The sequence below is a fragment of the Streptomyces inhibens genome (assembly GCF_022221585.1).
Lineage (GTDB): Bacteria > Actinomycetota > Actinomycetes > Streptomycetales > Streptomycetaceae > Streptomyces > Streptomyces inhibens.
In genome coordinates, this window is the sequence record NZ_CP084681.1 from 1780714 (window position 1) to 1798497 (window position 17784).

At 68.2% G+C, this 17784-nt stretch carries 16 protein-coding genes and 3 pseudogenes; 9 read left to right on the forward strand and 10 right to left on the reverse strand.

Going from position 1 to position 17784, the window contains the following annotated elements; translation table 11 throughout:
* Positions 1-9: 9 nt before the first annotated feature.
* On the reverse strand, positions 10-816 hold the full coding sequence (locus tag KI385_RS08285; protein WP_238571565.1) for an SDR family NAD(P)-dependent oxidoreductase: 807 nt from the start codon (positions 814-816) through the stop codon (positions 10-12).
* A 133-nt stretch (positions 817-949) separates the two neighbouring features.
* On the opposite strand from KI385_RS08285, the gene KI385_RS08290 reads away from it, so the two are divergent.
* The 3 genes and pseudogenes from KI385_RS08290 (at position 950) to KI385_RS08300 (ending at position 3554) form a co-directional block, all read left to right on the forward strand.
* Positions 950-1681, forward strand: coding sequence for a histone deacetylase (locus tag KI385_RS08290; RefSeq protein WP_238571566.1), 732 nt, complete (start codon positions 950-952; stop codon positions 1679-1681).
* Positions 1682-1875: 194 nt separating this feature from the next.
* Positions 1876-2369: pseudogene (locus KI385_RS08295) on the forward strand (GNAT family N-acetyltransferase); the annotation flags it as partial.
* A gap of 181 nt (positions 2370-2550) precedes the next feature.
* Positions 2551-3554, forward strand: a pseudogene (locus KI385_RS08300) (IS5 family transposase).
* A gap of 19 nt (positions 3555-3573) precedes the next feature.
* On the opposite strand, the gene KI385_RS08305 reads toward KI385_RS08300, so the two are convergent.
* The gene (locus tag KI385_RS08305; RefSeq protein ID WP_238571567.1) at positions 3574-4395 is read right to left on the reverse strand and encodes a TIGR01458 family HAD-type hydrolase; all 822 of its coding nucleotides are present in this window, start codon (positions 4393-4395) and stop codon (positions 3574-3576) included.
* Positions 4396-4552: 157 nt separating this feature from the next.
* Between KI385_RS08305 and KI385_RS08310 the strand changes: the two genes are divergently transcribed.
* Complete coding sequence (locus KI385_RS08310; protein ID WP_238577613.1) at positions 4553-5881, forward strand: phosphoribosyltransferase family protein; 1329 nt, start codon at positions 4553-4555, stop codon at positions 5879-5881.
* Between the two features lie 150 nt (positions 5882-6031).
* On the opposite strand, the gene KI385_RS08315 is transcribed toward KI385_RS08310, so the two are convergent.
* Positions 6032-6355: a putative quinol monooxygenase gene (locus tag KI385_RS08315; RefSeq protein ID WP_238571568.1), complete on the reverse strand. Its 324-nt coding sequence runs from the start codon at positions 6353-6355 to the stop codon at positions 6032-6034.
* Positions 6356-6462: 107 nt separating this feature from the next.
* The gene (locus tag KI385_RS08320) at positions 6463-7287 is read right to left on the reverse strand and encodes a hypothetical protein (RefSeq protein WP_238571569.1); all 825 of its coding nucleotides are present in this window, start codon (positions 7285-7287) and stop codon (positions 6463-6465) included.
* A gap of 367 nt (positions 7288-7654) precedes the next feature.
* Between KI385_RS08320 and KI385_RS08325 the strand changes: the two genes are divergently transcribed.
* The gene (locus KI385_RS08325) at positions 7655-8689 is read left to right on the forward strand and encodes a serine hydrolase domain-containing protein (protein ID WP_342593443.1); all 1035 of its coding nucleotides are present in this window, start codon (positions 7655-7657) and stop codon (positions 8687-8689) included.
* Between the two features lie 120 nt (positions 8690-8809).
* Here KI385_RS08325 and KI385_RS44565 read toward each other — a convergent pair whose 3' ends face one another.
* The 4 genes from KI385_RS44565 to KI385_RS08340 form a co-directional block, all read right to left on the reverse strand.
* Positions 8810-8887, reverse strand: a complete 78-nt coding sequence (locus KI385_RS44565; RefSeq protein ID WP_381394572.1) for a 50S ribosomal protein bL37 — start codon at positions 8885-8887, stop codon at positions 8810-8812.
* Positions 8888-9060: 173 nt separating this feature from the next.
* Complete coding sequence (locus KI385_RS08330; protein WP_238571570.1) at positions 9061-10269, reverse strand: 4-hydroxybenzoate 3-monooxygenase; 1209 nt, start codon at positions 10267-10269, stop codon at positions 9061-9063.
* Positions 10270-10411: 142 nt separating this feature from the next.
* On the reverse strand, positions 10412-12478 hold the full coding sequence (locus tag KI385_RS08335) for a glycoside hydrolase family 84 protein (protein WP_238571571.1): 2067 nt from the start codon (positions 12476-12478) through the stop codon (positions 10412-10414).
* A 29-nt stretch (positions 12479-12507) separates the two neighbouring features.
* A complete protein-coding gene (locus tag KI385_RS08340) occupies positions 12508-12864 on the reverse strand; it encodes a hypothetical protein (protein WP_238571572.1) in 357 nt (118 codons plus the stop codon).
* A 384-nt stretch (positions 12865-13248) separates the two neighbouring features.
* Between KI385_RS08340 and KI385_RS08345 the strand changes: the two genes are divergently transcribed.
* From KI385_RS08345 to KI385_RS08355, 3 genes are all read left to right on the forward strand, one after another.
* On the forward strand, positions 13249-14226 hold the full coding sequence (locus KI385_RS08345; protein ID WP_238571573.1) for a hypothetical protein: 978 nt from the start codon (positions 13249-13251) through the stop codon (positions 14224-14226).
* Positions 14227-14532: 306 nt separating this feature from the next.
* Positions 14533-15618, forward strand: a complete 1086-nt coding sequence (locus tag KI385_RS08350; protein ID WP_238571574.1) for a sensor histidine kinase — start codon at positions 14533-14535, stop codon at positions 15616-15618.
* Complete coding sequence (locus KI385_RS08355) at positions 15615-16271, forward strand: response regulator (RefSeq protein ID WP_238571575.1); 657 nt, start codon at positions 15615-15617, stop codon at positions 16269-16271. The genes KI385_RS08350 and KI385_RS08355 overlap by 4 nt, the downstream gene beginning before the upstream one ends.
* 114 nt (positions 16272-16385) lie before the next feature.
* Here the strand turns inward: KI385_RS08355 and KI385_RS08360 are convergent, their stop codons facing one another.
* Positions 16386-16613: a hypothetical protein gene (locus KI385_RS08360; protein ID WP_238571576.1), complete on the reverse strand. Its 228-nt coding sequence runs from the start codon at positions 16611-16613 to the stop codon at positions 16386-16388.
* Between the two features lie 147 nt (positions 16614-16760).
* On the opposite strand from KI385_RS08360, the gene KI385_RS08365 reads away from it, so the two are divergent.
* On the forward strand, positions 16761-17204 hold the full coding sequence (locus KI385_RS08365; RefSeq protein WP_238571577.1) for a hypothetical protein: 444 nt from the start codon (positions 16761-16763) through the stop codon (positions 17202-17204).
* 5 nt (positions 17205-17209) lie between these two features.
* Here KI385_RS08365 and KI385_RS08370 read toward each other — a convergent pair.
* Positions 17210-17668: pseudogene (locus KI385_RS08370) on the reverse strand (transposase family protein); the annotation flags it as partial.
* Between the last annotated feature and the right edge of the window lie 116 nt (positions 17669-17784).

The window sequence follows — 17784 nt, forward strand, 5'->3', positions numbered from 1 at the left end:
GTGCCGCGGTCAGCGTTTGCGCAGCCGCAGCGACGTCCAGCTCGCGTCGGCCGTCCAGCCGCCGTCGACGGGCAGCGCGACACCGTTGATGAAGCCGCTGCGGCCGGGGTCGGCGAGGAAGGCGGTGGCCCGGGCGATGTCCTCGGGGGCGGCGAACCGCGCCATCGGCACCCGTTCGACGATGTCGTCATCCGTATATCCGCCGGACGACTGGTCCGCGGCGTCCATCTCGGTCTTCACCCAGCCCGGACACACCGCATTGACCCGCACCCCACGGCCGCCCCACTCCGCGGCGAGGGTGCGGGTGAGCCCGATCAGGCCGTGCTTGCTCGCGTTGTAGGCGGCCCGGTCGGCGATCCCGTGCAGCCCGGCGATCGAGGCGATATTGACGATCGCGCCGCCGCCGGCGTCGAGCATCAGCCGACCCAGGGCCCGGGAGAGCAGGAACGGCCCGGTCAGATTGGTCTCCAGGACCCGGCGCCACTGTGCGGCCGTGGTGTCCTCGGCCGGTGTGAGCTGCGAGATCCCCGCGTTGTTGACCAGTACGTCGGCACAGCCGTAGCGCTCGCGCACACCGTCGGCGAGCGCGGTCACATACGCCTCGGACGTGATGTCCCCGACGACCGCGGTCGCCTCCGCCCCGGCGTCCCGTACGGCCGCCAGCGTCTCCCCCGGCTCCTTGATGTCGGCCAGCACCAGCGCATAGCCCTCGGCGGCCAGCACCTCGGCCACTTTCCGGCCGATGCCCTGTGCGGCACCGGTGACCACGGCGACCAGCACGGATTCCGATTCTGCGTTCTGCGGGCTGATGTCCATGCGGCCAGCCTGCCCCGCGGCCGGGGCATCATGAGGAGCGATGACCGGCGAAACCGGGCTGTCACGTCTCATCAAGGGCCTCGCGGAGCCGCCGGGCACGGCCGTCGCGGAGGTGTCCGCGTAGCGTGAGCATGTGATCAGGCCCCGACGCTTCGAAGCCCGGTGCGGCTCCCCCGAAACCGTCCGTAACCTCCGCCCCGTCCGTCACCTCTGGTACGCCGCATACGGCTCCAACATGCATCTCGACCGGCTGACGTACTACCTCGCCGGCGGCCGGCCCCCTGGCGGGCTGCGTACCTACCCCGGCTGCCGGGACCCGCGCCACCCCGCCCGCACGTCACCGATCATGCTGCCCGGTCTGCTGTACTTCGCCACCGAGTCACAGGTGTGGACCGGCGGCAGAGCCTTCTACGACCCCGGCGCCGGCTCCGAGCCCGACCCCGGCTCCGCTCCTGCCGACCATGGGCCCGAACTCCCCGCCCGCGCCTATCTGCTGACGCCACAGCAGTTCTCCGACATCGCCGCCCAGGAGATGTACCGGGAGCCGGGCGAGGATCTCGATCTGACCGAGGCCCTCACCCGCGGCCGATCCCGGATCGGCCCCGGCCGCTACGAAACCCTGGTCTGCGCCGGACTCCTGGACGGCTGTCCGGTACTGACCTTCACGGCCCCGTGGAGCAGCAAGGACATCGCCCCGAACCCGCCCTCCGCGCCCTACCTGCGGCACATCGCGGCCGGGATCGTCGCCTCCCACGGCTGGAGCCCGCTCAGGGCCGCCGAGTATCTGGCGGGCTGCCCGGGAGCCCAGGGGCACTGGACGGCGACCGACATCGCGGCACTGCTCACCGCTCCCGGCGCATCGTGAACCCGCAGTTCAGCCATGCGGGAGCCGTCCGCAGGGCGAATATCCGGAGGACAGCGGGTCCGGACGCGGGACACGCTCCAGAAATGTCTGATCACGAGCAAGGGATTCCGGCCCCTGGATTCCGCTTCAAGCCCACGCTGAGCGGCGAGCGGGTCCTCCTACGGCCGGTCACGGTGAACGACGTGCCCGCGCTGATGCCCATGTTCCGGGACGCGGAGGTGACGCGGCTGACCGGCAGCCACGACGATGGCGAGCCCGATGAGGGACAGCTACGGGCGTGGTACAGCACGCGTGCCGACCAGACGACCGCCTGGACCTCGCGGTGGTGGAGAAAGCGACCGGGAACGTAGTCGGGGAGGCGGTGCTCAACGAGTGGGACGCGGACAACGAGGGCTGCGGATTCCGCGTCTCCTTCGTGCCCGGAGCCCAAGGGCGCGGCCTGGGGACCGAGGCGACCCGGCTGATCATCGGTTACGGCTTCGAGAAGCTGGCTCTGCATCGCATCTCACTGGAGGTGTACGCCTTCAACCCGCGGGCCCGCCGTGTCTACGAGAAGGTGGGCTTCGTCCTTGAGGGCGTCCTGCGGGATGCGCTGCAGTGGGAGGGCGAGCGGGTGGACGCCGCGGGGATGTCGATTCTTGCGCCGGAATGGTTCCGGCACCGTGGGCGGCCGGAGCGCGCGGGCCATATGCCGGCTTGGCCGTGCCCCCTCGAACGGGTGGCGCAAGCTGCCCGGACGCTTCGGCCGCACGTGATCCTTGTCCGGCTCCGGTCGCGATCGGAGAGACACGGCCTAGGGCCTGTGTGATGTCGTGATCAATCTTGCGATCCGGATCCGCCCGGAAGGCGGATCCGGTAGGAAGGCGGTCGTGACGCGTAGCCAACTCACCGACGAGCAGTGGAAGTTGATCGAGCCGTTCCTGCCGATAGGCGAGTACGGCCCGTACCCCGGGCGGCTGCGGGAGCAGTTCGAGGGGGTGATCTGGCGGTTCCGCACCAGCAGTCAGTGGCGGGAGATGCCGCATGAGTTCGGCCCGTGGTCGACGGTCTACGGCCGCTTTCGGGTGTGGAGGGACGCCGGTGTCTTCACCGCACTGCTGGAAGGCGTGATCGCCGAGGCCGCCCGCCAGGGGAAGACGGACTTGTCCCTGGTCAGCGTGGACTCCACTGCCGCCCGCGCCCACCACGACGCCGCCGGGATGCGCATCGGCAAGGAGGTCATGGACGCCCTTGAGGAAGCCGCCGCCGAGCAGGAGCGGGCCCGGCAAAAGGGGGCCGCCGGCCAGAACAGAACGGGCAGGACGGCAATGACGACCCCGAGCAGGAAGAGCGGCGGCGCATCAGGCGACGGCGCAAGCTCCGCTTGAAGGAAGCCCAGCTCGGCAGATCCCGTGGTGGGCTGACGAGCAAGATTCATCTTGCCGCAGACCGCAAGTGCCGTCCGTTGTCACTCGTCCTGACCGCAGGACAGGCCGCCGACAGCCCCCAGTTCGTCCCCGTGCTGCAAAAGGTGAGGGTCCGTCTGCCTGTCGGCCGTCCCCGGACCCGGCCTGCCGCTGTCGCCGCGGACAAAGCCTACTCATCCCGCGCCAACCGCTCCTACCTGCGGAAACGCAACATCAAGGCAGTCATCCCGGAGAAGAAGGACCAAGCCGCCAACCGGAAGAAGAAAGGCAGCCGGGGCGGCCGGCCCACACGCCACAACGCCGATCTCTACAAGGAACGGAATACCGTCGAGCGCCTGATCAACAAGCTGAAGGCCTGGCGGGGCATCGCGACTCGATACGACAAGACGCCCGAGAGCTACCTCGCCGGCCTCCACCTCCGCGCCTCGATGATCTGGATCAACGACCTCCTGAAGCCAACTGGTTGATCACAACATCACACAGGCCCTAGTCGGACCGGTCGGACTGGTCCAACTGACGGAGCAGACCGGGCAGTTCGGCAAAGGAATCGAGCACATGGTCCGGTGTGCCACCGGCCGCCCGATGCGTCTCCGGCAGGTATTTGCCGGTCTTGACGAGCACGCCGGTGATCCCGCAGCGCTGGGCCGCCAGCACATCGGACTCGATGTCATCGCCCACCATCAGCGTGCGCCCGGCGGAGGCGCCCAGGCGCGCCAGGGCGGTGGCGAAGAACGCCTTTGCCGGTTTGCCGGTGACTTCCGCCTCGACCCGGGCGGCCCGTTCCAGCCCCGCCAGAAAGGCGCCCGTGTCCAGGTCGAGCCCGTCCGCCGTGCGCCAGTACAGATTCCGGTGCATGGCGACCAGCCGGGCGCCGTGCTGAAGGTGCCGAAAGGCCGTATTGAGCGCCGGGTAGCTGAATTCCTCGCCCGCACCGCCGAAAATCACCACCTCGGGCGCCTTCGAGCCCTCTTCACCGCCCCCCTCGCCGATGAGCGTCACCCCCTCCAGATCGTCCCGTACATCACCGCTGTTGATCAGCAGACAGCGCGCGTCCGGATGGTGTTCTCGCAGGTAGGCGGCGGTGACGGCAGGGGCGGTAAGGATGTCGTCGACGCCTACGGGAAAGCCCTCCCCGGCCAGCCGCTCGGCGATCGCGGCGCGGGTCCGCGAGGTGGTGTTGGTGACCAGCGCCAGCGGCAGTCCCGCGGCCCGGAGCCGTTCCATGGCCTCCACGGCGCCGGGCAGCGCCTTCCAGGACACCGTGAGCACGCCGTCGATATCGATCAGAACCGCTCCGATTCCATCCATACGCCGACGGTAACCACGGTCGGCCCTGGTCAGCCAGGGTCAGGGCGTACGGCCGAGAAGGGTCAGCCGCCCGACTTGCGAAGTATCGGCATATGGGGTTACTTCGAAGTGAGGTGTGGACGTGGCTTCCGTCTCCCCTGAGTAGGGGGTGCACACTGTGCTGTTCACCGACCGCGTTGATGCGGGGCACCGCCTTGCCGAAGCACTACGGCATCTGGAGGGGGACGAACCCATCGTCCTGGGACTGCCTCGCGGCGGGGTCCCGGTGGCCTTCCAAGTGGCGCAGGCGCTCAAAGCGCCCCTCGATGTGATCGTCGTCCGCAAGCTCGGGGTCCCCTACCAGCGCGAGCTGGGGTTCGGCGCCATCGGCGAAGGCGGCGTACGGGTGATCAGCGACGACATCGTCCGCCGCGGCCGGCTCGATGATGCGGACCTGGCGTCCGTGGAACATGCCGAGGCGGCGGAGCTCTCACGGCAGGCGCAGCGGTTCCGTGCCGGACGGCCGCGGCTGACCCTCGAAGGCCGGACGGCGATCGTGGTGGACGACGGGATCGCCACCGGCTCCACGGCGGCGGCCGCGTGCGAGGTGGTACGGGCGCAGGGCGCGGCCCGCGTGGTGCTCGCCGTTCCGGTGGCGCCTCCCGACGCGGCGGAGCGTCTGCGCGGCAAAGTCGATGAACTCGTCTGTCTCTCGACGCCGTTCGCCTTTTCCGCGGTCGGCGAGTGGTACCGGGACTTCTCCCAGACCCCGGACGACGAAGTCGTCTCCCTGCTGGCACAGGCCTCGGCCGGTGCCGAGACGCGTCACCCCGCGCCGTCCGCCGACATCGCGGGCGAAGCGGACACCGAGCGGGACGTGGAGGCCGAGGTGGCGATCGACGCCGCCGGGGTCCGGCTGACCGGGGACCTCAATCTGCCGGCGGGCGCCACGGCGGTCGTGATGTTCGCCCATGGCTCGGGCAGCAGCCGCCACAGCCCCCGCAACCGCCTGGTCGCCGAGGCCCTCAACCGGGCGGGCCTGGGCACTCTGCTCTTCGACCTGCTCACACCGGCGGAGGAGGCCAACCGGGCGAACGTCTTCGACATCGAAACCCTGGCCGAGCGGCTGACGGACGCCACCGGCTGGCTGCGCGACCGCGCCGCCCTCCCGATCGGCTACTTCGGCGCGAGCACCGGAGCCGCGGCGGCGCTGCGGTCCGCCGCCGCGCCCGACGCGGACATCGGGGCCGTGGTCTCCCGCGGTGGCCGCCCCGACCTCGCCGGCCCACTGCTCGCCGGTGTACGGGCTCCGACGCTCCTGATCGTGGGCGGCGCCGACCCGCTGGTCCTCGACCTCAACCGCGAGGCCGAAGCGGCCCTCCGCTGCGAAACCCGCCTGGAAATCGTCCCCGGTGCCACCCACCTCTTCGAGGAACACGGTGCCCTCGACCAGGTCGCCCATCTCGCCCGGGACTGGTTCCTCGGCCACTTGGTGGGGCAGGCGTAGCGGGGAGGGGCGGGCGTAGCGGGGAGGGGCGGGCGTAGCGGGGAGGGGCGGGCGTAGCGGGGAGGGGCGGGCGTAGCGGGGAGGGGGGCCTAGCCTGACCGATCGCTCAACGCCCCTGGCTCCAGGGTGGGTCGGGTCTCAGGTCGGGTCTCAGGCGATGGTGATTTCGCCCATCGCGCTCCAGCCGTCCGCACCCTCGATGGTGGTGCTCACGATGTCGGGGGTGCGGCTCAGCAGCGGGCGCATCTGCTCGATCCCGGCGCGGAAGTGGTCGGAATTGACATGCGCTTCGGCGGCGTCGTCCTTGAACGCCTCGACCAGTACATAGGTGTTCGGGTCCTCGATGCCGCGGGACCACTCGAACCACAGATTGCCGGGCTCGGCGCGGGTGGCGTTGGTGAAGGCTTCGACGTGCCGGGGCCACTCTTCGGCGTGCTCGGGCTTGACGGGGAACTTGACGACAATGAAGATCATCCGCCGATTCTAGGTCATCTGACACCATGTGCCGTCAAGCCGGGGCAATCATGCCGTTGCGGCCTCGCTGCGGCCTCACCATGGCCTCACTGCGGTCCCGTCGGCGCTCACCCTCCCACGTCCGCCTCCGCGGACGTGGCGCGGCTCAGCGATTTCACAAGCAGCAGCCCGACGACGATCAGCCCCACCCCGAGCCAGGCCGGCCCGGCGTCGAAGGCGAGGACCGCGATGCCCACGGGGGTCAGATAGCCCGCCAGCGGAATGAGCATGGCGCTGACCGGGGGCTCCGGCGGGCCGGAAAGATCGCGTTCGCGCCGCACACGGGCCCGTACGACCTCGGGATACCAGCTGGTGAATTCGAGCGCGACGATGATGGCCGCGATCTGGATGATCCAGCCCGTCCAGAGGTTGTTGGCATTGTGGAGCACGAGATCGCCGTAGGCGCCCGCGATTGCCGCGACACCGAACGCGGCGCCCCATACACCGGTGATGCGGTAATTGGTCCGGAGGAATGCGGGCTCGTTCCAGATCTCGCGGGGCACCTGCTCACGGGCGTACTGCAGGGTGAACGGCTGTCTGATGGCCATGGACCCCAGAGCGATCACCAGCAGTGCGATGTTCGAGATCTCCCCCGCGTACGTCTCCAGCCAGCGGTGTGCGCCCGGGGAGGCGAAGATGCCGATGATCACCATCACCGCGAAGAAGACCACATCGGAAATCTCGAGGATTTTGAAGGACGTTCCACGGTGGCGTAGGTGACCGGCGATGACAATCACCACGGCGATGGCAAGGGATATTCCGACCGCCCATTCATAGCGCCCCGGACCGACGATTACCGACATCGCGATCCATGGCGCCATACCGAAGACGGGACTGTCGAGCAGCTGCGACAGCCGGCCGCCGGTGGCGGACTCCTCCCGGTCGAGTGACATGACAACAGCCTCTCCATGAGGAGAACCTCTTTCCACGCTAGACCGCCGCGACGCCGCCCTCTACTCGGGGCGTGCCCGGAACGCCGCCCGACGAGTTCGGCAGGGGTGGGGGACGTCTCCGGGGTGGCTCAGGGGTGCGTCAGGGTGACCCCTGAAGGCAGGGCGGCCGGGACTCGGGATGCTGTGGCACATGAGTTCTTCTTCCTTGTCCCGCAGGGCAGTTGTGGGTGCCGCGCTGTCCGGTGCGGTGGTCCTCGCGACGACGGGTTCCGCGCATGCCGCCGGTCGTCCGTCCGTGGCCCGGTCGTCGGGCGGCCCGGTGCCCCCGCCTGCGCCGGCTCCTCCGACGCCGGTCCCTCCGCTGAACGTGCCCGCGCTCCGGGCCGCCGTCTCCGACCTGGAGCACCCGCAGCTGACCGCGGCCCAGCTGCGGGTGAGCGGCTCGGCCGGACGGTGGTACGGCACCGCGGGCGTCGCCGACCGCTTCACCGGCCGCGAGGTCCATGAGCGTGACACCTTCCGTATCGGCAGCATCACCAAGGTCTTCGTGGCAACGGTGGTGCTGCAGCTCGCCGCCGAGCGCCGGCTCACGCTGGAGACGCCGATCCAGCGTCATCTGCCCGGTGTGTTGCCCGAGGGCTTCCCCCCGATCACGGTGTTGCAGCTGCTGAACCACACCAGCGGGCTCCCCGCCGAGCAGGGTGAGCCGGACCTGTCCACCCCGGAAGCCATTGCCCGTCACCGCTACGACCGGTGGACGCCCCGGCAGTTGGTGGCGCTGGTCTCGCACGGCTCGGTGAAGTTCACCCCCGGCACCGCGCAGGAGTACCGGGGCATCAATTACGTCCTGCTGGCGCTGCTGATCGAGCGGCTGACCGGGTGCCACTACGGAGCGGAGATCGGCAGCCGTATCCTGCGCCCGCTGGGTCTGCGGCACACATCCGTGCCCGGCAACGACCCACGGATTCACGGGCCCCATGTGCACGGCTATATGAAGATGACGGACGGGTCCCTGCTGGACATCACCGAGTTCGAGCAGTCGGACGCCTGGGGCGAGGGCGAAATGATCTCCCACACCGGTGACCTGGACCGCTTCATCACCGCCCTGTTCTCCGGCGAGCTTCTGCCGCCTCGTGAGCTGGAGCCGATGTTCACACTGCCGCCGGACGACGTACGGATGGTGGACGGCACCCCGGCGCGCTATGCCGCCGGTCTGCAGACCGTCACGGTGAACGGCATCACCTTCTGGGGCAAGACTGGCGAGCGGTACGGTTATGCGTCGGCCATGGTCGCCACCCGCGACCAACAGCGCCGGGCGGTCTTCTCGTTCAACCCGACCCACCGCGACAAGACCCAGCTGCAGGCCACCCTGCGCATAGCCGAGGCTCTGACGAAGGCGTAAGCGTAGTAGGCGTAGGTGTAGGCCGGGCGCTGCGGGGTTCCCCGCGTCCGCGGGTGGGTTGAGGCGGACGCGGGGAGCCCACGGTTCCCCCTTGAGCGGGGGCGGATCGCAGCGCTCAGCTCAGCACTGTGGCCGCTTGCCGTGGTTGGCCCCGCTCTTACGACGGGACTTCTTCTTGCGACGGCGCTTCGAGGACATGGCGTCTCCCTTCTTCGGTTTCGCATCAATGCTTTTCGCCGAATTTCTACCACTTCATCGCGGTATCCCGCCCGGCGATCACGAGGCCGCGTACCCAGCCTTCCGGGGTCTCACCCCACCCCGGCTCGATGAATCGCCCTACGGACGTGCCGCTCGCCCCGCCCGTAACGGCGTTACAGATCGGCCTCCTCGCCGATGTACAGCCCGGCGAACGCCTTCGCCGCGGACTCGGACCCCAGCAGCCGCCGCAGCCGCGCGGAGGCCGTGCCCGCCCGGAACCGGTCGCCGGAGGAGGCGCCGTGCATCACCTCGGACAGCCACTGCGAGAACTCCAGGTACTGCCAGACACGCCTCAGACATGCCTCCGAATAGCCGGCCAGGCCGCTGTCGTCGCCCTTGTAGTGCGCGATCAGCCCGTCGGCGAGCAGCAGTGCGTCGTTGATCGCGAGGTTCATGCCCTTCGCGGCGATCGGCGCGACCAGGTGCGCCGAGTCGCCCGCAAGGTAGAGACGGCCGTACGCCATCGGCTCCACGACATAGTTGTGCATGCCCAGGACCACCTTCTCGAGCAGCGGTCCTTCGGTCAGCGGCGGAGCGCCGGCGGCGGCGAGCCGGATGCGCAGCTCGTCCCACACCCGCGCATGCGACCAGTTCTCGGCGTCCTCGCCGGGTGCCACCTCAAGGTAGTAGCGGGTGACCTGCGGGCTACGGGCCATATGGGCGCCGAACCCGCGCTCGTGGATACCGAAGACCACCCCGTCCGCGGACGGCGGCGCCTCGGCGAGCAGGGCAAGCCAGGCGACGCCGTGGTCATAGCGCGTGAGCACCGCCCGGTCGGCGGGTATCGCCGCCCGGGAAACCCCGCGCGCACCGTCGCAGCCCGCGACGAAGTCGCACTCGATACGGTGCCGGGCGCCGGTCACCGGATCGGTGTACGACACCGCGGGCCGCTCGCCGGCCAGGTCGTGCAGCCGCACCTCACGTACACCGAAGCGCACATCGCCGGCCGCCCTGTCCGCGTACGACGCGACGAGGTCGGTGACCAACAGCGGCTGCGGATAGACGAAGTGCCGGCGCCCCGACAGCATCGCCGTCCGTACGGTGTGCCGCTCCCCGTCGAACCGGAACTCGAACTCCGCCTGGGTGTCGGCCCGTTCGAGCAGCCGATCGGCCAGCCCGTGCCGGGCCAGCGCCCGCACCGCCCACTCCTCCATGAACCCGGCGCGCGGCCGCCGCTCGATGAACTCCCGGCTCTCCGCCTCCAGCAGCACACAGTCGACGCCGGCGGCGCGCAGCAGATTCGCCACGGTCAGCCCGGCCGGACCGGCGCCGACGATGGCAACGGAGGTGCGCGTGAGGGTGAGGGCGGCAGGAGAGGACACGTCGCGGCGTTCCCTTCGGGGCAGGAGAAAGATCGCACGCAGTATGTCGGTTGGCGCGCACGGCCCGCTCACCGCCCCGAACCCTCGCTCGTCCTGGTTGATCCAGGAGAAGCCGGTCGGGGTGTCGACGCTCTTGGCGGGGTCAGCGGAGTGCAGGGGCTCGTTTCAGGAAGGTGTCGAGTACGCCGTCGGCAACTTTGATGGCGCCTTGGGGCCGGGTAGCGCCCGGGATGGTGCGGAGTTCTGACGCCTGGTCCGCCTTGGCCCGGGAGAGGGTCAGCAACTCGCCGGCCCGCTCTGCATTCCCGTCGAGGCGTGCCTGGAGCGCGTCGCAGGTGGCGGTGAGGGCTTGGCCCCACAAGGTGAGGGCGTCCAGCCAGGGCTTGGCTTCTGCGGCCAGGCCTCGGTCTGTGACATGGGTTCTGATCTGCTCGGGTGCTGTGGCCATCAAGTGGGCGTACGAGCACAGTTGTTCTGCGGCCTGGCGCTTCTCGCCTCGTGCCCACTGCTTGTCGAAACGTTCCAGCCGGGCGGCCAGGGCAGGGGCCTGTGGTTGCCAGGGGGCTCCGCTCCAGCTGGGGGCCATATGCTGGGTGTCGAAGAAGAGTTGCAGTGCCCGGACGGTCGCGGGGTCTCCGTCGGCGAGGTGGTCGACGGCTGCGCGGGCGCTGGTCGTCGGGTCGTAGGCCCGGGTGTTCCACGCGTAATCGGCGCCGGTGAATTCGGCTACTTTGCTGGCCGAGGCCTGGTTCATCGGGTTGAGCACCACACCGGAGAGGTGTTCGTCCAGCTTCCTGGCGCGCTTGGCGTAGGGGGCCAGGAGGAGGCGACCGGTGGTCTGGTCGGAGTCGTTGACGGGGTAGTTGTCCCACAGCAGTACGTCGCGGCCCCACACTGCCGCGGCGTCGCGTGCCTGGTCTGCGGTGATACTGGTGGGCAGGACGTCGGTGCCGGTCCACATCATGCCGATGTGCTCGTCCAGCTGGTGGCGCAGTGTTCTCTTGTAGAGGGTGTCGGACAGGTCGCTGTACTGGGTGGGGACCATCCGCAGTGGCCGTATTCCGCGGTGGCGGTCGATGAATTCCCGCTGTACGCGGTTGAGCAGCTCGGCCTGGGCGGCGGCCAGGGACTGTTCGGTGACTGTTCCCCAGCGGGCCAAGTCCGCTGCACAGCTCCAAACCGGCAGTGGGTGGATGTCGTCGAAGGCGATGGCGAAGTCGCGTATGCCCAGGTCGTGGAGGGACTGAAGCTTGTCGGTGACGGCCTGCCGGTCGTCGGGCGAGTTGTAGCAGATGGACTTGCCCGGGGAGAGTACGTAGGTGAAGCGCACATGGTGGGCGCGGGCGGCCTTTGCCAGGTCGGTCAGCCGGCTCGCCTGCCCTGCTGGGTAGCGGTCGCGCCATCGGTCCCGCTCGTACGGGTCGTCCTTGGGTGCGTAAAGGTAGGTGTTGAGCTTCATCTGCCCGTAGAAGGCCAGCTGGGCCAGGCGTGTCCGGTGGGTCCATGGTCTGCCGTAGAAGCCCTCGACCACGCCTCGTTGCGGCATGGACGGATAGTCGACGACCGATGCTCCGGCGATGGAGGAACGGTGGATGAGCTGGGCGAACGTCTGGGCCGCGTAGTAGACGCCGTCGGTGTCCTTGCCGGCCAGCAAGACGCCCGCGCGGCCTCGCAGCGAGCCGGTGGTGATCTGGTAGCCCTCTGCGGGGAGGGTGCCTTGGCCGAAGGCCTTGCTGCGCTTCAGTAGGCCGGCCACCGGCTCGCTGTCCATCCGGCCGATGACGATGGTGAGGGGCGGTCGTCCGCCGGTGGTGGTCGCCTTCTTGAGCCCGGGGGCGCCTACGTCAGTGGCGGGCGCCTTCTCGGGGGCGGAGACATATACGTCGGTGGAGGTGATCGCCTCAGGGCCGGACACACGCACCTCGGTGGCGCCTGCCGAGCGGAGTGCCTGGTTGATGCGCTGTACGGCAGAGTCATCGGCGCCCTCGCCGCGCACTACGTCCACGGTGGCGGGGACCGGCAGGTCGGGGCCGGTGCGGCGGATCTGACGGGGCGTCGGCGAGACATGAGGCAGTGCGGGGCCTGCCTGTTCGGTAGACGTGACGGTCGGCGGCGGAGGGACGGCCGGCCGGGAGCGATCGCTGCGCGGAGGCGAGGCGCATCCCGTGAACAGGGTGGCGGTCATGGCCAGGACGGCCGTGACGAGCATGGACCGCGTTCCCGTACGCCGCGCCCACGTCACTGCGGGTCTCCCTCTACGTCGCGGGGTGCGCTCGTAGCACCGAGCAGCGTCCAGGCGGCCGTCAACAGCAGCAGGAACCAGCTGCTGGGCACCAGCAGGAAGAGAGACGTGGCGATGGAGGAAACCGGGTCCCCCAAGGGCAGGATGAGCCAGTACGTGGCGGCGCTGGTGGCCACCAGGCCCAGCGTGCACAGCGGCCAGACCAGCAGCCCGGCCGTCTTGACACGGGTGCTCCATCCTGGGGTGACCAGCCATACGACACCGCCGATCAACCAGCCCGCCACCGGCAGGATGTACCCACCGAAGACCAGGAGAAGCACCGCGCAGACCTGACGGCGGCTGCGTCCTCTCATACCGGTCAGGCCGCGCCCTGGGGTGGCGGCGGCCGTCCCTGAGGTGGCCGCCCCTCTCCATTCATGGGTTGTCGACGGTTGCGGAGTGATTCGTTCGTTCATGAGGCTCTTGCTCTTTCCTTGGGCTGTTCTCTTCGGTGAACGTGCCGTTCGCACACTGCACATTCAGCGTCATGGCGATCTCGCGCCGACCCGCAAGACGTAATAGCTCCCCACTTCGGTTCCACCGGCCGAGGAGTCGGTAAGGAACAGGAAATCCCTGCAACTTTCGTTTCACCTCATGGCACTCTTTCGATGGATGCGCTCCGGAGATAGCGGCGACCATACTTCTCGCTACCGCGTCTGAATCAGGCGGAAAAGAGTCTCCCGGATGAGGAGAGAGTCATGAGGACACCCATCAAACCCAGCACAGGAATTTCCGGCCGTACGCGGACCCGGCGGGCCGCCACGGCCCTCGCGACCGCCGGCCTCACCGTAGCCTCGCTGATCGGCACCCATTCCCCGGCTTTCGCGGCCGACGGCGTGTGGTACGACAACGACGCGCAGGTCGACGCCATGCTCGCGCGGACGGCTCCCCTCAATAGCTCAGAAGCCATCATGGGCTACCCGGTCAGCGGGCTGGAAACCAAGTTGACCCCGCTCGCCGAGGTGGAGAGCAAGTATCCGCACCAGAAAGCACTTGAGGACGTGCAGACCCAGCTCGGAAGCGTCTTCAATCTTGATCCTGACGTCGCCGTCAAGGACAGCCCGGACATCCGTACAAGCAGCCAGGACGACATCGAACCGTGGATCCCGCGCGGTCCGTTCGACAATGGGATGACCGCCAAGGAGGAATGCCGTAGGCAGGGGATATCTCCCGTGCCAGGAGTAGCGGTCGAGCCGGCATGTGGCTTTGTCGGCGTACTGGAGAAGTCCTACCCGAGCAACGGTGCAACGGCGCGCGTCGCGGGAGGTTCGAAGCTCACCTTCAAGCAGCAGGCCACGGTCAGCAAAACGGAGAGCGACACCACGGGGTGGTCCGTGGGCGGGAAGGTCAACGCCAAGATCGGCAAGACGGATACCGGGGAAATCGGCGTCGAGGGGAGTTTCGAGTACAGCCAGTCGACGACCACTACGAACGGTTTCACGAGTATGCGCGATGAGACGGTCGAAACCACCGTCCCCGGCGGCCACTTCGGCTGGATCGACGAACGTGTCAACGGAGGCTGGTACATCGGCTATATCGTCTACAAGATCACCCTCATGAACGGGGCGGATGATGCGCCGAAACAGAAACTTGTCGCCATCCCTGCGCGGGTCCTGATTCAATCCCCCACCACGCTCAGCCCGGTGACATGGGCTCAACGGAAAGTCACCGCGTGAGGAACACAGCGGCACCTGGGGCCCCTCGGCCGAAAGTACGAGGGGAACCGCCGCGAAGTACGACCAAAGTCAACGTCGAATCAGCTTGTGGGTGTAGTTCCTTGCCACGCGCCTGGCCTTAGGGTCTGCCCGATGCAACTTTTCCGTCATTCCCAGCATTCCCTGCGTTCCGACCCCACGCCGCTTCACCGGTTCGGCGCCTTGATACGTCACCAGCACCCCCGTACACGCCGTTTGTTGTGGTGGGAGTCCTGGAGGGAGCTGCTGCTGGACGTCACGATCACGGTCACGGTCACGTGGGTGAACGTGCTGTACGTCGCGGATACCTCTTGGGGGAATTCGGGTCCATCCGTGCGATCCATGGCCATTGCGGTGGGTCTGACCTTGATCGTGCGGCGGCGCTATCCGGTCGCTGTCGCCGTCGCGACGCTGGTGCTCGCGCCGATTCCGTCTTTCACGCCCCGCGCCGCGTTGCCGATCGCTCTGTACTCCGCGGCCAGGCATGGGCGCTCGCGCGGAGCCCTGGTGGTGGTCTCCGGTGCCGCCTTCCTGGCCGTTGCTGTCGGCAGGGTCTGGTTCGTGCGCTCCGAACGCGGTCTCATGCTGTGGGAGCCGGAAACCTACGTGGAACTCGGCCTGGTGGTCGTCCCCGTACTGTTCGGCCTGTACATCACGGCCCGCCGTACGGTGATGGAGAACCTCAAGGAGCGAGCCGAGCGACTGGAACGGGAGCGGCATCTGCTGGCCGAGCAGGCACGCAGTGAGGAACGCACCCGGATCGCCCAGGAAATGCACGACGTCGTCGCCCACCGGGTCAGTCTCATGGTCGTGCACGCGGGCGCCCTGGAGATCGACCCTGACCAGAGTGAGCGGGCGGCCCAAGCGGGCCAGATGATCGGCCAGATCGGACGGCAGGCTCTTGGGGAGCTACGACAGGTACTGGGCGTGCTTCGGCTCAGCGACAAGGAAGACTGCCCTGTGCCGCTGTCTCCGCAACCCTCCTTGGAGGACCTGACCAAGCTGCTTCAGCAGTCCCGGGACACGGGAGTACCGGTCGCGTTGCGGATCTCGGGCGAGCGGCATCCGCTCGGCGGCACTGCGGAGCGCACCGCTTACCGGCTGGTACAGGAGGCACTGACCAACGTGCACAAGCACGCCGGCCACGCCACCACCGTCGTGCACCTGCACTACCTCCCCGGCGGGCTACGCGTCACCGTGGAGAACGACGCTCCCTCGACACGGCCGCTGCTGGACCTGCCCAGCGGCGGCCACGGCCTGAACGGACTTCGTGAGCGCGTCAGCGTGCTCGGGGGAACCTTTCTCGCCGCAGAGGGTCCTGGGGGCGGTTTCCAGGTCTCTGCTTGGATTCCCGCGGTGAAGGGGGCGGCATGACCATCCGCATTCTCGTCGTCGACGATGAAGAACTGTTCCGCTGCGGGCTGGGAAACCTCGTGAGTATGGATCCGGGGATAACCGTGGTCGGAGCGGCTTGCGACGGCGCGGAGGCCGTTCGCCTGGCCGGTACTTGCCGCCCCGATGTCGTACTGATGGACATCCGCATGCCAGGAATGGACGGTCTGACCGCCGCCCGGAAGATCCACGCTCTGCCGAACGCGCCCAAAGTCATCGTGCTCACCACGTTCGATCTGGACGAGTACGTCCACGCCGCACTCCAGTCGGGAGCCATGGGATTCCTGCTCAAGGACACACCACCGCGAGATCTCATCCAGGCGGTCAAGGTCGTCCATAAAGGCGAAGCCATGCTCGCACCCACTGTGACCCGCCGACTGGTTACGCACTTCTCCCGACGGAATTCGACCCTCCTCGACGTCGCGCGGGGGCGCCTGGCCGGCCTCACCGATCGCGAGCGCGACGTTCTGTGCCTCGTTGCGGAGGGCATGTCCAATGCCGACATCGCCACGAAGTTGTCCATGACGGAAGCAACCGTGAAAACGCACGTGAGCCGGTCACTGAACAAGCTCGGCTGCACCAACCGCGTCCAGGCCGCGATCCTGGTACATGAGGCGGGGTTCCTCCAGCCCTGATGTGCACGCCGGCGAGGACCACGCTCCCCCGGCTGCCCTACGGGCTCCGGTCACCGCCGCCGCACCCGTCGGCGGCATCTGGTCAGCAGCGTGTCGGTAAAGGCCGGCTGTCTCTCAGCCGTTGCCGCCTTCGTTCAGCCGGCAGCGGACGGCTCCCCCGTCGTAGATGACGACGTAGTCGGCCTTTCCGTCGCCGCTGATGTCGCGGAAGGTGGACTTGTCCGCCGGGTAGTGGGTGGCCTTGACGAAGTTCTCCTTCTTGGTGAAGCGGCCGGGGGCCGTGGGGTCGCTGCGATCCCAGTTGTTGATGTAGGCGTCGACGGAGCCGTCCTGCTTCACCATCAGGTAGTCCGCCTTGTTGTCACCGTTGAGCTCGTCTCCGCAGGCGATGCAGGAGGGTTGTCGTCAGTCTTCATGGCCTGTCGGAGGCGACCGCTAGCGTTCTTGTGACGTAATACCGCGCTGGCTGTTGACTCGAAGGAGTGCAGCATGGGTGCTTCGGCCTGGGACTACTACGTGCCTCACCAGGAGGATCTTGGCGTCGCGCTGGTGGAGTTGCAGCACCGAGTGTTCCTTGCTGGTGACTACTACTGGGTGCGCGGCCAGGACTGGCTTCCTGAGGAGGAGCGCCAGCCGCGACCATTGTCTCTGGACGAACTGTGGGCCGACGAGTGGACGCAGCACTCCGGCACGCACTCGATTCTCGATGTCTTCCATGTTCAAGGGGAAGATGAGGAACCCGAGATCTGTGCGGTACAGCCGGTGACCGCCGAAGAGGCCCGGAGGGCCACCGGCACGGAACGGCTCACCCGGAAACACGTTCCAGCGATCCAGGACCTTGCTCGCGAGCGCGGCTACGGCCGCTGCGCAATACTGCATGACGACCACGGGACGCCACAGGAGATCTACTTCTGGGGGTGGTCCGGAGACTGAGACATCTACCTGATCTCAGGCTGGAGGTGGAGGGCCAGCACGGCCTTGACCAGGTCCGTGAGGCGACTCGTGCTGCACCGCAGCTTGCGCAGGAGGCGTCAGGTCTTGAGGGTGGCCATGGCTTGTTCGCCGAGCGCTCGGATTTTGGCGTGGGAGCGGTTGACGGCCTGCTGGCCTGCCGAGAGGTAGTGCCAACGACCGCGGCAGGGAACGCGGATTGCGCCGCCAGCGCCTTGGTGGCCCTTGTCGGCCCAGCAGGAAATGCCGACGTCCGTCAGCGCATCGATGATGCCGTGGGTGCGGGCGGCCTGGATGTCGTGCACGGCACCGGGCAGGGTTGGCGAAGCCGATAGCCGCCTGCCGTACGGGGCCGCGATGACCTGCACATTCATCCCGTGCTTGCGGTGCTTCCCCGAGTAGTACGGCCGGTCGGTGGCGATGCGGTCGATGGGATGAGCACGGCCACGATGGCCCGGGCAGGCCGTCTCGGTGTAACGCGCCGGTGGATGGGCGCAGTTGATGGAGATATCGCATCTGATGTCACTCCTGGATTCGCGCGGCAGACCGACGGTTACTTGGC

What these genes read in the sequence shown, in the direction of transcription:
- KI385_RS08285 (WP_238571565.1), bottom strand. Translation starts at nt 816, where the DNA reads ATGGACATCAGCCCGCAGAACGCAGAATCGGAATCCGTGCTGGTCGCC.
- KI385_RS08305 (WP_238571567.1), bottom strand. Translation starts at nt 4,395, where the DNA reads ATGGATGGAATCGGAGCGGTTCTGATCGATATCGACGGCGTGCTCACG.
- KI385_RS08315 (WP_238571568.1), bottom strand. Translation starts at nt 6,355, where the DNA reads ATGATCTTCATTGTCGTCAAGTTCCCCGTCAAGCCCGAGCACGCCGAA.
- KI385_RS08320 (WP_238571569.1), bottom strand. Translation starts at nt 7,287, where the DNA reads ATGTCACTCGACCGGGAGGAGTCCGCCACCGGCGGCCGGCTGTCGCAG.
- KI385_RS44565 (WP_381394572.1), bottom strand. Translation starts at nt 8,887, where the DNA reads ATGTCCTCGAAGCGCCGTCGCAAGAAGAAGTCCCGTCGTAAGAGCGGG.
- KI385_RS08335 (WP_238571571.1), bottom strand. Translation starts at nt 12,478, where the DNA reads ATGCTCGTCACGGCCGTCCTGGCCATGACCGCCACCCTGTTCACGGGA.
- KI385_RS08340 (WP_238571572.1), bottom strand. Translation starts at nt 12,864, where the DNA reads ATGAGAGGACGCAGCCGCCGTCAGGTCTGCGCGGTGCTTCTCCTGGTC.
- KI385_RS08345 (WP_238571573.1), top strand. Translation starts at nt 13,249, where the DNA reads ATGAGGACACCCATCAAACCCAGCACAGGAATTTCCGGCCGTACGCGG.
- KI385_RS08355 (WP_238571575.1), top strand. Translation starts at nt 15,615, where the DNA reads ATGACCATCCGCATTCTCGTCGTCGACGATGAAGAACTGTTCCGCTGC.
- KI385_RS08360 (WP_238571576.1), bottom strand. Translation starts at nt 16,613, where the DNA reads ATGGTGAAGCAGGACGGCTCCGTCGACGCCTACATCAACAACTGGGAT.
- KI385_RS08365 (WP_238571577.1), top strand. Translation starts at nt 16,761, where the DNA reads ATGGGTGCTTCGGCCTGGGACTACTACGTGCCTCACCAGGAGGATCTT.